Origin of the sequence: Citrobacter sp. RHBSTW-01044, assembly GCF_013781945.1 — a bacterium.
GTDB classification, from domain to species: Bacteria; Pseudomonadota; Gammaproteobacteria; order Enterobacterales; family Enterobacteriaceae; genus Citrobacter; species Citrobacter braakii.
This window is the reverse complement of sequence record NZ_CP056180.1, coordinates 1,123,715-1,137,719: the sequence shown is the minus strand read 5'-3', so window position 1 is coordinate 1,137,719 and position 14,005 is coordinate 1,123,715. Positions and strand designations below refer to the sequence as shown.

Here is a 14,005-nt window from a genome sequence, read left to right as displayed (position 1 = left end):
CTTCGCTTATCAGGTCTACGGTTGTTAGCGGGCCCTGCTATCCAGCGAATTTCTCGTGGATAGCAGGGTAAACATTACGGGGATTTTTTCTTGTAGGGTAACAACTAAGGTAGGTACAGAGGTTGTCAATTCTGACTCATGCCAGGCTATCAAAACGGGTAATCAATAGTGCAGACCGGAACCCTTCAGATTTACGGCCAGCTCGCCCAATTTAGTATCAGGGTGTCGATGACACATTTTAATCATCTTCGGTACAGCGACAGTTTCCACCTCATGCAGGGGAACATAATCATCGCCTTTAAAGTCCGAATTTTTATTAACAATCACAAAGGCAATTGCTGTCATGTATTGCCGACTCATATCAACGAATTCTTTACAGGTCATATCTTGTGGCGCCGCTTCCGTTGCCTGTGTAGCAAAAGCACGGCTCATCGGCGCCATAACAGAGGCCATAAGAATAGCTGTAGAGACAATCAATTTAATATTCACAATGCGCTCCAGAAGTAGCATTAATTTTTATCGGCGAGTTTTTCAGTTTGTACCAACGACGCATTTCTGCGCAGACTGATAAAAGCCAAAGAACTAAAGATCATCTCAACGCCTATAAAGATGGAGGTAAACACATAAGAACGGTCGGGATCCATATTCAGCCACACGGCTGCAATAAGCAGGTCAAAAATACCGATAAAAATATTCCATCCATAGCCCGGACTGCGGAACATTTTGACGCCGGAAGCAACACGAAAAATCCCGCCAAGAATAAACAGGCAGCAAAAAACCATTGCCAATGAATTCATACCTATCACAGGATTTTCGAGGAAACAGTATCCCAGCAGCAACCATGCGATAGCAAAAAAGGCATAGGTAAATTTGGCTTTCAACTGCTTTTTACCCGAGGAAAACAGGCTGTAAATAGAATAGAAGCCGCACACCAGGAACATAAAACCTGTTGCATAGCTTAAGTAAACACCTGCAGCGATTGGATAGATTAAGCAGCAGATGCCGCAAACCAACAACAGCACGGCCATGATTGTGGCGTGTCTTTTATAATGAAATAGTGTTTTTTCATTAAATGCTTTCAGGCTTTGCTGATTAAAAACAAACATACATCCTCCGTTACATAGAAACGCAATGTAACCTACTAATAAAAGAGTAATATTCACTTAATACATATCACTTACAATGGGATGATAAGACTTTCACTCCGAATTCGTATATAAGAATAAAGGAATGTCATTATCCGTATAATCCTACACGTGTCAGACGTCTGACACATGTAAGATTAAACGCTCATTATTCTATCCTGGCTCTGATTCCACTCTTCGAAGTTATTTAATATGCTTATTTCGTTTGGTGAGATATACCAAATTTATTCAGGAGAAAGTAATGAAAAAGATTATTCTTGCAGGTCTGCTTGCAACCATGATGGGCTCAGCCCCGGTACTGGCAGCTACCACTACCACGCCGGCACAAACTGCTACCGCCAATGTACAAAAAGAAGCTGCCGATATTATGCAGGTCGCAGTACAAGGTGCAAACGCGATGCGTGATATTCAGCTTGCCCGTCTGGCCCTGTTTCATGGACAGCCTGACAGTGCTAAAAAGTTAACCGATGACGCCGCTTCCCTGCTTGCAGGTGACAGCCACGACTGGGCGAAATTTGTAAAAGCTGCGCCTAAAGCCAAGATGATTGACGATCAGTACGTGATTATTAACGCTACGATTGCGCTGTCAGAAGACTATATTGCCACCCCAGCTAAAGAATCCGCTATCAATACAGCGAATGGCAAAATGGCTAAAGGCGACTGGAAAGGTGCTGTGGATACCTTGCAACTGGCGGGTATCAGCGTGCTTCAGACCCAATACCTGATGCCCCTGAATCAGACGCGTAAAGCCGTTGCCAGCGCTCAAAAACTGCTGTCTTCAGGTAAATACTATGAAGCAAACCTTGTGTTAAAGGGTGCTGAAGAAGGCATTGTGATCGATAGCGAGATGCTGGGCGCAGGCCAGTAATACTCAGCACTACGGAGTGTTGAACCAGGACTTTCTCTCCTGATCGGGTTGCTACGGCAACCCGATCAGGGGGGTTAATGGCTAATCAGACTGTTAATCTCAATCTCAATTTCCCGCATGACGGCAACAATCTTCTGTAATGCTTCCTGGCGTACTGCCAGAGGAAGATCGTCATGTCGCATCGATTCAAAAGGTTCGCATAGCGTCTGAAGAGCAGTAATGCCCAGAATTTGCGCCGAACCATGCAACCGGTGAAGGGCTCGCAAAAACAGCTGGGGTTCGTCTTGCTCAACGGCTTTCTCGGCCGCCTGTAAATCGCTAAACGTTGCCTCGCGGAATGTTTCGAGTATCTCGTTCATTAATGCGCGATCGCCGCCAGTATTTTCCGTCAAGACATTGAATTTCAGATGCCGGATTGCACAAGGAGACGAATAACCGGTTTCGATTTTGCTTAATTCATGCGTCAGTGTCTGAATAGACACGGGCTTAAACAGACACAAATTCATGCCGTTTTGCAGACACCTGTCACGTGACTGTGGGAGCGCGCTGGCCGTCAGTCCCCATATTTGTAAATGAGGCTGCTGACGACGTAACGAAGCCGCAAGATCAAACCCGTCCTTCTTCGGCATATTCACATCGGTTATCAACAGGTCGTATGATTTTTTAGCCAGTTTGGCTTCGGCTTCCTCACCATCACACGCTTCATCCACGCTGTAACCAATGGTGTTCAACTGTCGCTTAAGCAGCAGGCGATTGGTCGGGTTGTCATCTGCTATCAAAATAGACAGACACGGCAGCGGCAACAGCGCACCTGGCGTGTTGCTATCCGGTACAATTGACTGGCGGGCAGTCTCAACCGGCAGCGTTATGGTAAACGTGGTTCCTTGCGCCGGGACGCTCATCAACTCCAGCGTACCGCCCATCAGCGTCACCAGCTCTTTGCAGATAAATAATCCCAGACCAGACCCCGTTTGTTGACGTCCACAGCGCCCCTGAGCGTAGCGACGAAACAGCCCGGCCTGCTCCTCTTCGCTAATCCCGCAACCGGTATCGCTAATGGCGATGGTCAGGGTACCGTGATTCTCCCCGTCAGGTGTTAAACGGGCTGTCACATGAATGCTACCCTGCTCGGTAAACTTCAGCGCATTGCCCACCAGGTTGGTGAGAATTTGCCGCAAAGCTTGTTGATCGACAAATACCCGCTCGTTTGCCGGCAACTGGCTTACGCAAGCAAGCGTAACGCCTTTCTGTCTGGCTAAGGCATCAAAAGAGTGACACTGCAATTCAATGAGCTGCGAGAGATCCGTCCATTGAGGAACAACCTGATATTTACCAGACTCAATCTTATCAACGTCCAGAATCTTACCGATCAGCCCAAGCAGTGACTGGGCTGTCGCTGCGGTAAGAGCAATCGCCTCTTTTCGTTGTGCCGGGCTGAGTTCTGAGCTCGACAGTAATTCCAGAAAGCCCACAATCGAGCTGACAGGGGTACGTAATTCATGGCTCATGCTCGCAAGAAAGCGACTTTTGGCCTTGGTTGCTTCAATCGCTTTATTTTTTTCGGTTTCCAGTTCTTGAGACAATGCCTCTTTGAGATGAAGCTGCTCTTCCAGCTGCCGCTGCGATTGTTTTCTTTTATTTACCTCACGGGAGAGTGAGATCCCCCAGATCAGGCTAATTGCTATCAGCAACAGCGCAAACACCACCAGTTGATAGAACTGTTTGCTATACCGACTCCAGAGATCGACCTGCGTATTAGAAATTTTCGACCACTTCTCCGTCATCTGCAAAATCTCACGCGGCGGTATCGCCTGCAGCGCTTTATCCATTACGGACTTCAACATGGGCTCGTGGGGAGAAACCGCAAAGCTCACCGACGCGCCAGGCATATCTGGTAGCCTAAAAAAGTGCATGTTTTTCTGGTAGTCATGATCGACCATGAACCTTGCCGACAATTCAGTAGCAATTGCCGCGTCAACCTTGCCATCCCTGAGCATAGTCATCGCGACGCTGCCAGTATCAGCATCCACCCAGGTGGCCTGCGGGTAGCGTTGTTTCAAGTCACTTTCCAAAACATGCCCGGCGGGCAACGCAATACGGATCGGTGTATTCAGTAACGAGTCGGCCGTTTCATCGCGGGAAGTGATAATCACAAACGCCACATTCATCAGCGGATCGCTAAAGGTCGAATTGTGCTGATTTTGATTTGTCAGGGTGATAGTGGGATACATATCCCATCGTTCGCCGCTTATTTGTTTTGTCTGTTCACTTTTGGTGTTGGCCAAAACCGGCTCAAAATCAATCCCCGTTTGCAGATGAATAATATTCAGCAAATCGCCAAGAATTCCACGTAACTCACCGCTGCGATCGACAAGCGTGTAAGGCGGATAATCTGGATTGATAAGAATGCGAATAGTATGTTTCTTCTTCAGCCACGCTTTTTCCTGATCGGTAAAAGGAATAGGCGCATTCAGAAAAGCAAGGTTACCGCGGTTCAGCCAGTTCTGCATGACCTGCATATGAATTTCATTACTGATTGACGTAATGAAACCATCAAGAATATTTCTTAATACCGGCTGGTCGTCCTTCACCACAAAATAATTATATTGCTCTTGTTTATCAAAGTAGTGCGTAATAACCAGTGATTGCGAAAAATATCGGGATACACAATGACTGCTGGTGATGTTGTTCCCAATATAATATTGGTTATCACCGTTCACTACCGATGCCATGGCCTGATACTCGTCGTCGTAAAATGAGACTTTAGCTTCAGGAAAAGCATCCTGGATAACATCAAGAAAAGGACAATCTCGCACACACGCGACGCTAACCGGATGCTCCGAGGTCAGCGGCAGCATGGTGTTTTTTAGCGAGGTCACAAGCGTCGGCCACGTCGTCAGCAATGCCGAAGTGCGCAATAAATGGCCGCCAACATCTTGTCGCCGGGACAGCTGAGTTATCAATGTATCTACATCGTTACAGGCAAGTGCGGTCAGCGCTTCTTGCTCATTATCATACTGCTTTATAACAATTTTTATATTGAGATTCTTTTGCATTAGCGCAAGATAATCCGCGTTGACGCCCCGATAATATTCACCGCTATTTTGATAAACAATGGGGGAGACTTCCGGTAACCAGGTGCCAACAACCAAGGTTTTTTTATGCGCTAACCAGTTTGTTTCTTCACTGTTCAGGCCGATATGTTGTACTGAGGTATTATAGTTACTTTTTAGCTCAACTTGCCGGGCTGAGCTTACACCCGTAGAAAACCCGATGGTAAATATGACCATCAAAAAAATAAACAAGCGTTCCAGCATTACTCTATCCTATTTTATTTCTTTGCGCATAATCATAAATTTCCATTAATGACGAGCAATCTAATTTCTCCATCAAACGGCTTTTATAGGTGCTTACCGTTTTATTACTGATGTTCATTTTGCTGGCAATAGTGCTGTAATCCATACCGTTAAGAATATAACGCAACACTCTCATTTCCTGGGTCGACAACGTATCAAGCTTATCCTGTTCGCTGACAGATGAGCCAGTAAAATGCTCAAGGGAAAAGGGAAAATAGCTATACCCATTTTTTGCAGCTTCGATTGCGGCAAGAATATTATTCATACCCTCTTTTTTACTCACAAATCCGTTGGCACCGTATTCGGCGCTACGTTTGCCGTAAAAAAATTCATTTTTGGCTGAAATGATAATGATTACACCAGCATAGTGCCGCTTTCGCAGTTGCTCCAGCACTTCGATGCCGCTGATGCCCGGAATATCCACATCAATAATCAGTAACTCCGGCTTAGTTTTCTCAACGGTTTGGACCACATGCTCTCCGCTGTCGAGCTCGGTGGTTACGGTAATACCATTAGTATCGAGTAAGTTGCGGATGGCTATGCGAGCTAATGGGTGATCATCAACGATTATCGCGTTCATTGCGTATAAGAATCCCGATAAATAAAGAGAGGCGATGGCTATCGAGCAGGTGAGCCTTAAGCATTATAATTTATAAAAATAAGGCGTTATCAGGTAAATCCTAACACATTCACACGTATATTTATTAGTTTTTTATAAAAACGAAGAATAAGGCATAAATGCAACACTGCATTTTACAAATTTTAAACCTTGAGCCTATCTAAATATCAAACCATTAACACAACCAAAAGGAATATTCCTACATGCGTAGGATAAATCCCTCATTTATTATGATTCATTCTTAATGGCCGGGGTCATATAACCAGGGGGAGTTTTCATCACAACGGCAAAGGTGTATATGCAGAATAGCTATCTAAGAATCATTTTTATACCAGGTCAAATCTGGAGAAAAAGATAATAAACCTGCTGATTTGATAGTAAAACGCCCTGTGGCTCAGGAAACAACAGAGCCACAGGAGTCAGTCATGAATCAGGCTTTACTGGGCAACGCCCCAATAGCATGGGAGCTTTTCACGGTCAGCGTAACGACGGCAGAACACAACAGCGCGGCAATCATAAAGATAAAGGCGCTGTTATAACTTCCACCACTGCTTTGGATCAGCCAGCCGATGATAGGTGCAGAAACAACTCCCGCCATCTGACCGCCAAAGTTAACGATCCCGGATGCCCGCCCCATGATGTTGCTGGGAATGGTGTCCATCAGAATGCCCCAAAATGTCGCCATGGCGAAGAACATGAACAGGGCTGAAATACACTGATAAACCACCGCCATATCTGCACTGCTCACGCTGAAGGTCAGGTACAGGAAACCCGCGGCGATAACGGAGGTCACGACATACAACGTTTTACGCTTGGGTTTAAATTTATCTGAGCAATAGCCGCCTAACAACGTTCCGCCTGCGCCAAACAGGAAGGGAATGGCCGCCATGACGCCGGTTTTTGCCAGAGAAAACTCACGAACGGTGATCAGGTAGCTTGGCAGCCAGGTTGAAAAGCCCCAGAAGGTGATATCAAACAAAAACCAGATACTTGCCATTTGCCAGAGCACCGGCATTTTGAGGACGTCTTTAAACGCGATGCCGCTGGTGTTTTGCAGGCTTCCCTGCTCGTCAGCAGCCAGTTCCGCCAGATCCTGCTGCGTAATTGCGGGGTGATCTTTCGGATTGTCACGGGTAAATAAGTAAATCCCCGCCGCGATAAACAGACCCGGAATACCTAGCACGATAAAGACCATGTGCCAGCCAAAGGCCCCGATTATGCTTGCGGCTACCACTACCGCCAGCGCCGGGCCTAAGGTGTTTACCGTTGACTGAATCGCCGTGGCGCGGCCACGCTCTTTAGACGGGAAATAGGTTGATATCATCTTCCAGGAAGCCGACGGGAAACAACCTTCACCAACACCAAAGAAGAAGCGAACGGCCAGCATTAGCGGCAGCGTCAACACGGCGCCGGTTAAGCTGGTGAAAACAGACCACCAGGCAATACCGATGGCCATGATTTTGCGCGAGCCAAACTTATCCGCCAGTAAACCGCCGGGAATTTGAAACGCGGCATAACCAATAAAAAAGGCGCTAATAATTAACCCTTGTTGGGTCGTATCCAGATTTAAATCTTTGCCGATATAAGGGAGCGATACACTCATCACCATTCTGTCGAGAAAAGAGAGCAGCCACGCCAGCCAGATCAATGTCAGGACGGTATACCTTGCTTTCCAGGTCTTTGGTTTACCTGAAGGTAAAGACGTTTGTAGGTTCATTGTGATGTCCTTAGGGTGTAGTGATCTACCGCGGCCATAAATGGTCGCGATAAATCAATGCGTGTTTAGCGTTATTTATTAATATTGTTTTCTAATAACCGTACCGCTACAGGCATAACTTTCAGTGCCATTGATTAAGGCAATGCGCCCATTAACCATGACAATTTCAATCCCTTCCGGATATTGATTGGGTTCAACAAAAGTGCCCTTATCGGCAATGGTGTTAGGATCGAACATCACAATATCCGCCGCATAACCCACTTTCAGCAGCCCACGATCCTGCAGGCCTAATACCTCAGCGGGTTTGCCAGTCATCTTACGGATTGCCGCTTCCCAGCTCAGACATCCCTCTTCACGCACATATTTACCGAGCACACGAGGGAATGCGCCAAACACGCGCGGGTGCGGTTTGCCAGCCCCCATTAAACCGTCGGTACAGACGTTTTGCTCAGGACGGCAAAGGAACTTAATCACATGCTCTTCAGTACCGTAAAAGTCGACCATCCCAACGGCGTTTTCTTCTTCAAACAGCAGATCGAAGGTGGCGTTGTACGGATCTTTTCCGCGTAGCTCGCCCAACTGAACGAGGTTAAGACCGACGGCATCCTGGTTTTTTGTCGTTTTCACGCTGGTGACAAAAATCTGGTCCAGCCCGGCAAAATCGATAAAGTTATCCCAGCCAGGAATGCCCTGCTGAATATCGTCGATCATTTTGGCGCGCAGTTCAGGCGAGGCCAGCCGCTCAAGTAATTTGTCAGTGCCACCGGAGTGGACCCACGGCGGCAGGATCACGCCGAGCATCGTGCTGCCCGCCACATACGGATACTGGTCGAAAGAGATACGAATCCCCTCTTCCTGCGCCTGTTCCAACATGCCCAGCATCTGGTCAATCAGCCCCCAGTTTTTCTTACCGCAAACCTTCATATGTGAAATATGCAGCCAGACACCGGTGGCGGTGGCGATATCAATCAGTTCCTGCGTTGAGTTGATAATATCGTCCGCTTCACTGCGCTGATGCACCACAAAGATCCCGTCATATTTCGCCGTCACTTTGCACAGTTCAATCATTTCGGCGGTATCGCCAAAGGCGCAAGGCATGTAGATGAGCCCAGTGGAAAGACCAAACGCCCCCGCTTGTAACTCCCGATCAAGGATTTCGCACATCTTCGCCACATCCTCACGAGTAGAGGGGCGCCCATCCAGGCCCATGGCTTCCATGCGTACGTTGCCATGCGGAACTAAATACGCGAGGTTTGTCGCCGGATGACGCGATGCCAGCAGATTGAGGTAGCCGTCTGTGTTTTTATATTTCCAGTCTATTTTGTCGGTATCGCCATCCAGTCCGGCGATATTTTTACGCCAGGCCGGAATATATTCTTCAGGCAACGGCGCCAGGGCGACACCATCCTGCCCTAACAGCTCGGTGGTAATACCCTGACGAATTTTTGCCGACAGCGCGGGGTTAATAATGGCCGACAGGTCAGAGTGCGTATGGGTATCAATAAAACCAGGACAAATAATTTTTCCCGTTGCGTCAATAACCTGCTCATTAACGCCAACGTCAATTTGTCCGATTGCGACAATGCGTCCTTCGTCAACCATCACATCGGCAATTCTGCCTTCACTGCCCGTTCCATCGATTACATTTCCGTTTTTGAAAATGGTTTTCATCGTTATTCTCCATAGCGGTGTCGCTTCACGACACCACTTGTAAGGTAAGAGGTTGTTATCTTTATTTTTATTGGCGATAGAGTGTTTGAATGATGCTGTAATAGCCGCTGGCCGAGCCGGTTAACTGATCAATCTCGATATATTCATCGATGGTGTGGGCCAGGTTTTCGCGTGAAGGTCCGAAGCCGATAGTTTTAATTCCCGCTTCGCCCGCATAGTGGCTACCGTTGGTGCAAAATGAGTACTGTGTGATGGTTGGATTAAACCCGGCCTCGCGAACGCCAGCCAGAGCGGCCTGCACGAATTCGTCAGACTCGTCATACACCCAGCCCGGGAAGAAGCGCTCGCCCTCAATCGTGGCACCGGTATAGCAAGACTCCTGACCTACCGCGTAGGAGACACGGGCCTTAAACTGCGGATCCTGTGCGGTAAGTTCCGCAAGCGCATTTTCCAGTGGGGCAATAACACTTTCTTTGGTTTCACCCACCAGCAAACGACGATCGTAGGTTGCGCGACAATAATCCGGCACTACCGAAGCTCCCGGGAATGGCGAAGATTTAATGTCGGTAAGCTCCAGAATGCCAGGCCCCAGTACCGGGTGCGTTGGCGGAGTGATTGTGCGAATTTTGTCGATCAATTGCGCCATTTTGTACACCGCGTTAATGCCTGCCTGCGGGTTGGCGGAGTGCGCGGGTTTACCAAACGTTTCGACCACAATTTCAGCGCGGCCACGCTGACCAATTTTCAGGTTTAACTCGGAAGCTTCACCGATGATCACGTAGTCCGGCTTATAGCGCTCGCTGACCAGCCGGGCAGCAATACCTTCAAAGCACTCCTCATGCACGATGCAGGCAACGTAGATTTTGCCGGCAAAATTACGCTGATTGTCCTGGCCGAAAAAACCCACGGCGGAAATCATCGCCGCCACGGCACCTTTCATATCGGTTGTACCGCGACCATAAATTTTGCCATCGTCGATATCACCGCCGTACGGGTTGCGGCTCCACTTCTCTTCGTTGACCGGCACGGTATCGATATGTCCATCGAGAACCAGCGTTTTCCCCGGCTGATTGCCGACAATGCCGCCCACAATGTTGCCGTACTTATCAACGTGGATGTCATCGAACTGGTAATGCTGCATCATTTTTTTTATGGCATTAACCACTTCCCCTTCCTGACCGGAATAACTTTTTTGTTGGATCAGCGCCTGACAGTTTTTAATGACTTCATCAATACGTTTTGCAGATAACATGGGTTTCTCCGTTATTTCTCTCAATCAGGAAATGTGTTATTTGATGCCCGGATACTGACCGCCCCAGACAATATCCAGATATTGTTGTGGGTCGGTGTCGCCTTCGGTACTGACCAACAGCACGCGGGAATGCGCATCCAGCCCCAGTTGTTCACGCGTTTGCGCCAGTTCAGGTGAGGTCATCAGCAGCGCCAGCAGACCGGAAGTGACCGCGCCGGACTCACCGGATACGATCTGCGGATCGCCCGCCAACGGATTACCCAGCATACGCATGCCCAGCGCTGCAACTTCATCAGGGCAGGAGGCAAATGCGTTGGCATAATCACGTAGCAGTTTCCAGCCGATGCTGTTCGCCTCACCGCAGGCGAGACCAGCCATCACGGTTTGCAAATCGCCGCCCACCGCAATTGCATCCCCCTCTTTAGAACGGGCAGAGCGGTAAAGACAATCGGCAATTAACGCTTCAGCGACGATCACTTTCGGGCGGTGTTCACCCCAGGCTGCCGTCACCATTCCCTGCACCATTCCGGCAAACGAGCCAACGCCTGCCTGAACAAAAATATGCGTCGGCGCAACCTGATGCAGCTGGTCTATCGCCTCCAGCATCAGCGTGCCGTAGCCCTGCATAATCCACTGCGGGATTTTTTCATACCCTTCCCAGGCGGTATCCTGCACCACAATCCAGCCATGCTTTTGTGCTTGTTCCGCGGTCATGCGAACCGCATCGTCATAGTTCATATCGACGATTTCAGCGGTAGCGCCTTCATTACGGATGGAGGTCAAACGCTGCTGCGAAGAGCCCTTCGGCATATAAACCACGGCGTTTTGCTTCAGTTGGCGCGCCATCCACGCCACACCGCGACCGTGGTTGCCATCGGTGGTGGTGGCAAACGTGACGGTTTGGAGATCGCGGCGTACCTCTTCGCTGGTCATCACGTCAAACGGCAGTTCACTGATATCCTTGCCGATTAATTCCGCGATATGGCACGCCATCGCATAGGAGCCACCTAACGCTTTGAAGGCTTTCAGGCCAAAACGCTGAGACTCATCCTTGAGATAGATATTTTTAACACCCAGCTTTTGTGCAAGAGCCGGCAGCGTATATAACGGCGTCGGCGCATAACCCGGAATAGACCGATGAAAATTCAACGCTTTTACCAGCTCCTGGCGACTAAACGGTGCCAGCGGCGCGTTTGGATGTTCAGTAAACGGTGTCTGGTTGATAAAAAATGATAAGTTTTCCTGCATCATAAAACCTCATTGTTCTGGTATTTCACTCCCTGTAATAGACGTATACAGAGATATTTACGCTATCGGTATTGCCAATAGAGCAAAATGCTTACCAGTTTTTTATTAATCGAGTAAAACCTTATAAATATTTTAACAAAGTCTTTATTTTCAAATAATTAAAAGGAAACCGAGATGGGCACTGAAAAATACCACAGCGTTAGTTTATCGCCTCGTTTGATAAATTCTCACAATTGATAAATAGTGTGATCGCGGAAGATAAAATAAAAAAACATCCAAAAACAGAGCGGTAGATTGATTTTTCGCAAATCATTTTTGCATTGCTTCGCATATTTATCATCTCCCTTGAGAAATGCCACTCACTGCCGGAGAAGTACCATGATTTCAGTACTCAGCAATATCCAGGATGATATCTGCAATTATGCCGACGCTATTTCTGGCATAACCGGAACGGATGTTGAAATCATCGATGAATCCTTAATGCGCATCGCTGGCACCGGTAAATACCGACATATGCTCAATGAAAACGTGGCAAAAAATGGCTACATCTACCACCACGTTTTGCAGGTCCGAGAAACGGTTCTTATCAAAAACCCCGGCGAACATCCGTTGTGTCAGTTATGTGAAAAACACCACTACTGTTCTGAAATGCTGGATTTGAACGCACCAATTTTTCTCAACAATCGTGTGATTGGCGTGATCGGAATTATTTGCTCAACCCAGGCGCAGCGTGACGCGTTATTGAGCCAGATTGATAAGTTTGTCACTTTTATTGAGCAAATCGCGGTGATGATCTCCAGTAAGGTCTTTGAATGTCTGGAGCGTTTACGCGCGCAGGAAACCCTCGGCGCATTTCGGCGTCTGATCGATGCCATGGACCGCGGCGTTGTAGCAATTGATGGCAATGGTCTTATCTGGCATGCCAATCATTCAGCCGATCGCATTCTCAACCGCGAAGTTCAGGGATTACCGCTAACCATTGAAACAACCGGGGACAGTTTGTATGGCGATGAAGAAGCATGGCTGACGCTTGAAGGCCAGAAACACCATGTACTGTGCAAACAAATTTCGCTCTCCTCGCTGGATAACGATCGCTTAACGATGGTCATCTTTCGTGATGCGCACGACTACCTGAGTAACCTTACTCCATCCCCTTACGAGTCTGACACGCAGGTGCGGCTGATTGGTCACTCTTCCTCAATGGAGCAGCTCAGAAGCACCATTAGCAAAATTGCCAACAGCTACGCCAGCGTGCTCATCACCGGGGAAAGCGGCTCGGGTAAAGAGGTCGTGGCATTTGCCATTCACCAAAACAGCCCCCGTAAAGCCGCCCCTTTCGTGACAATCAACTGCGCGGCAATCCCCGAGCAACTACTAGAAAGCGAACTGTTTGGCTATGTACGCGGTGCATTTAGCGGTGCAGATCCCAAAGGACGAATGGGGAAATTTGAACTGGCCAACGGCGGCAGCCTGTTTCTGGATGAGATCGGCGATATGCCGCTGCACCTGCAGGCCAAGCTGCTCAGGGTGTTGCAGGAAAAAGCGATCACCCGCGTGGGTTCTAATAACATCATTAATATTGATGTGCGCATTATTGCCGCGACCAACAAAAATATTAGCGCGATGGTGGAGAATAATCAGTTTCGCGAAGACCTTTTCTATCGCCTGAATGTCGTCCCTCTGGTGCTTCCTTCCCTGCGTGAACGCAGGGCTGATATCGCCGTCCTTGCACAATACTTTGCCGATGAGTTTTCGGTCAGTTACCAGCGTTCACCGCAAAAACTGCCCGATGACGTTATTAATCGCCTTTATGCCTGGCACTGGCCGGGGAACATTCGCGAATTACGCAACGTCATCGAATACATTTTTGTGATGCGCGGAGAAGCCGCCGGGATCAACGCCAGCCATCTGCCCCCTTATTTACTCTCCCCGGCTGACAGCAGGAAAACCACGATGACCGCACAACCCCGACAGCTGGCGAACCAAGGAAAACAAGCGGAAAGGGACGCCATCGAAAATGCCATCCAGCGATTTGGTTCAAGCGTGGAGGGCAAAAAACAGGCTGCATCAGAACTGGGAGTCAGTATTGCCACGCTCTATCGAAAAATAAAACTGTATGGTTTGTGAGC

10 protein-coding genes are annotated in these 14,005 nt (G+C 48.3%); 2 read left to right on the top strand and 8 right to left on the bottom strand.

Annotated elements, in window-relative coordinates; all coding sequences use genetic code 11:
• Positions 1–162 precede the first annotated feature (162 nt).
• Positions 163–453 (bottom strand): HdeA/HdeB family chaperone, encoded by a 291-nt coding sequence (locus HV352_RS05465; protein WP_223949840.1) that lies wholly within the window; start codon positions 451–453, stop codon positions 163–165.
• A 56-nt stretch (positions 454–509) separates the two neighbouring features.
• Positions 510–1,106 (bottom strand): DUF308 domain-containing protein, encoded by a 597-nt coding sequence (locus tag HV352_RS05460; protein WP_049040331.1) that lies wholly within the window; start codon positions 1,104–1,106, stop codon positions 510–512.
• Between the two features lie 280 nt (positions 1,107–1,386).
• Here HV352_RS05460 and HV352_RS05455 point away from each other — a divergent pair, with 280 nt between their 5' ends.
• Complete coding sequence (locus tag HV352_RS05455) at positions 1,387–2,013, top strand: YfdX family protein (RefSeq protein WP_016154099.1); 627 nt, start codon at positions 1,387–1,389, stop codon at positions 2,011–2,013.
• Between the two features lie 74 nt (positions 2,014–2,087).
• Here the strand turns inward: HV352_RS05455 and HV352_RS05450 are convergent, their stop codons facing one another.
• The 6 genes from HV352_RS05450 to dpaL all read right to left on the bottom strand — a co-directional run bounded on the left by HV352_RS05450 (position 2,088) and on the right by dpaL (position 11,876).
• Entirely contained in the window at positions 2,088–5,330 is a 3,243-nt protein-coding gene (locus HV352_RS05450) for a transporter substrate-binding domain-containing protein (RefSeq protein ID WP_181635260.1), read from the bottom strand.
• Positions 5,331–5,334: 4 nt separating this feature from the next.
• Positions 5,335–5,949, bottom strand: coding sequence for an acid-sensing system DNA-binding response regulator EvgA (evgA, locus tag HV352_RS05445; RefSeq protein WP_016157256.1), 615 nt, complete (start codon positions 5,947–5,949; stop codon positions 5,335–5,337).
• A 469-nt stretch (positions 5,950–6,418) separates the two neighbouring features.
• The gene (locus HV352_RS05440) at positions 6,419–7,705 is read right to left on the bottom strand and encodes an MFS transporter (RefSeq protein ID WP_181635259.1); all 1,287 of its coding nucleotides are present in this window, start codon (positions 7,703–7,705) and stop codon (positions 6,419–6,421) included.
• Between the two features lie 78 nt (positions 7,706–7,783).
• On the bottom strand, positions 7,784–9,376 hold the full coding sequence (locus tag HV352_RS05435; RefSeq protein WP_181635258.1) for a D-aminoacylase: 1,593 nt from the start codon (positions 9,374–9,376) through the stop codon (positions 7,784–7,786).
• 67 nt (positions 9,377–9,443) lie between these two features.
• Positions 9,444–10,628, bottom strand: coding sequence for a YgeY family selenium metabolism-linked hydrolase (locus tag HV352_RS05430; RefSeq protein ID WP_181635257.1), 1,185 nt, complete (start codon positions 10,626–10,628; stop codon positions 9,444–9,446).
• 36 nt (positions 10,629–10,664) lie between these two features.
• A complete protein-coding gene (gene dpaL, locus HV352_RS05425) occupies positions 10,665–11,876 on the bottom strand; it encodes a diaminopropionate ammonia-lyase (protein ID WP_016157260.1) in 1,212 nt (403 codons plus the stop codon).
• A gap of 378 nt (positions 11,877–12,254) precedes the next feature.
• Here dpaL and HV352_RS05420 point away from each other — a divergent pair, with 378 nt between their 5' ends.
• On the top strand, positions 12,255–14,003 hold the full coding sequence (locus HV352_RS05420) for a sigma 54-interacting transcriptional regulator (RefSeq protein ID WP_065554904.1): 1,749 nt from the start codon (positions 12,255–12,257) through the stop codon (positions 14,001–14,003).
• The last annotated feature ends 2 nt before the right edge of the window (positions 14,004–14,005 follow it).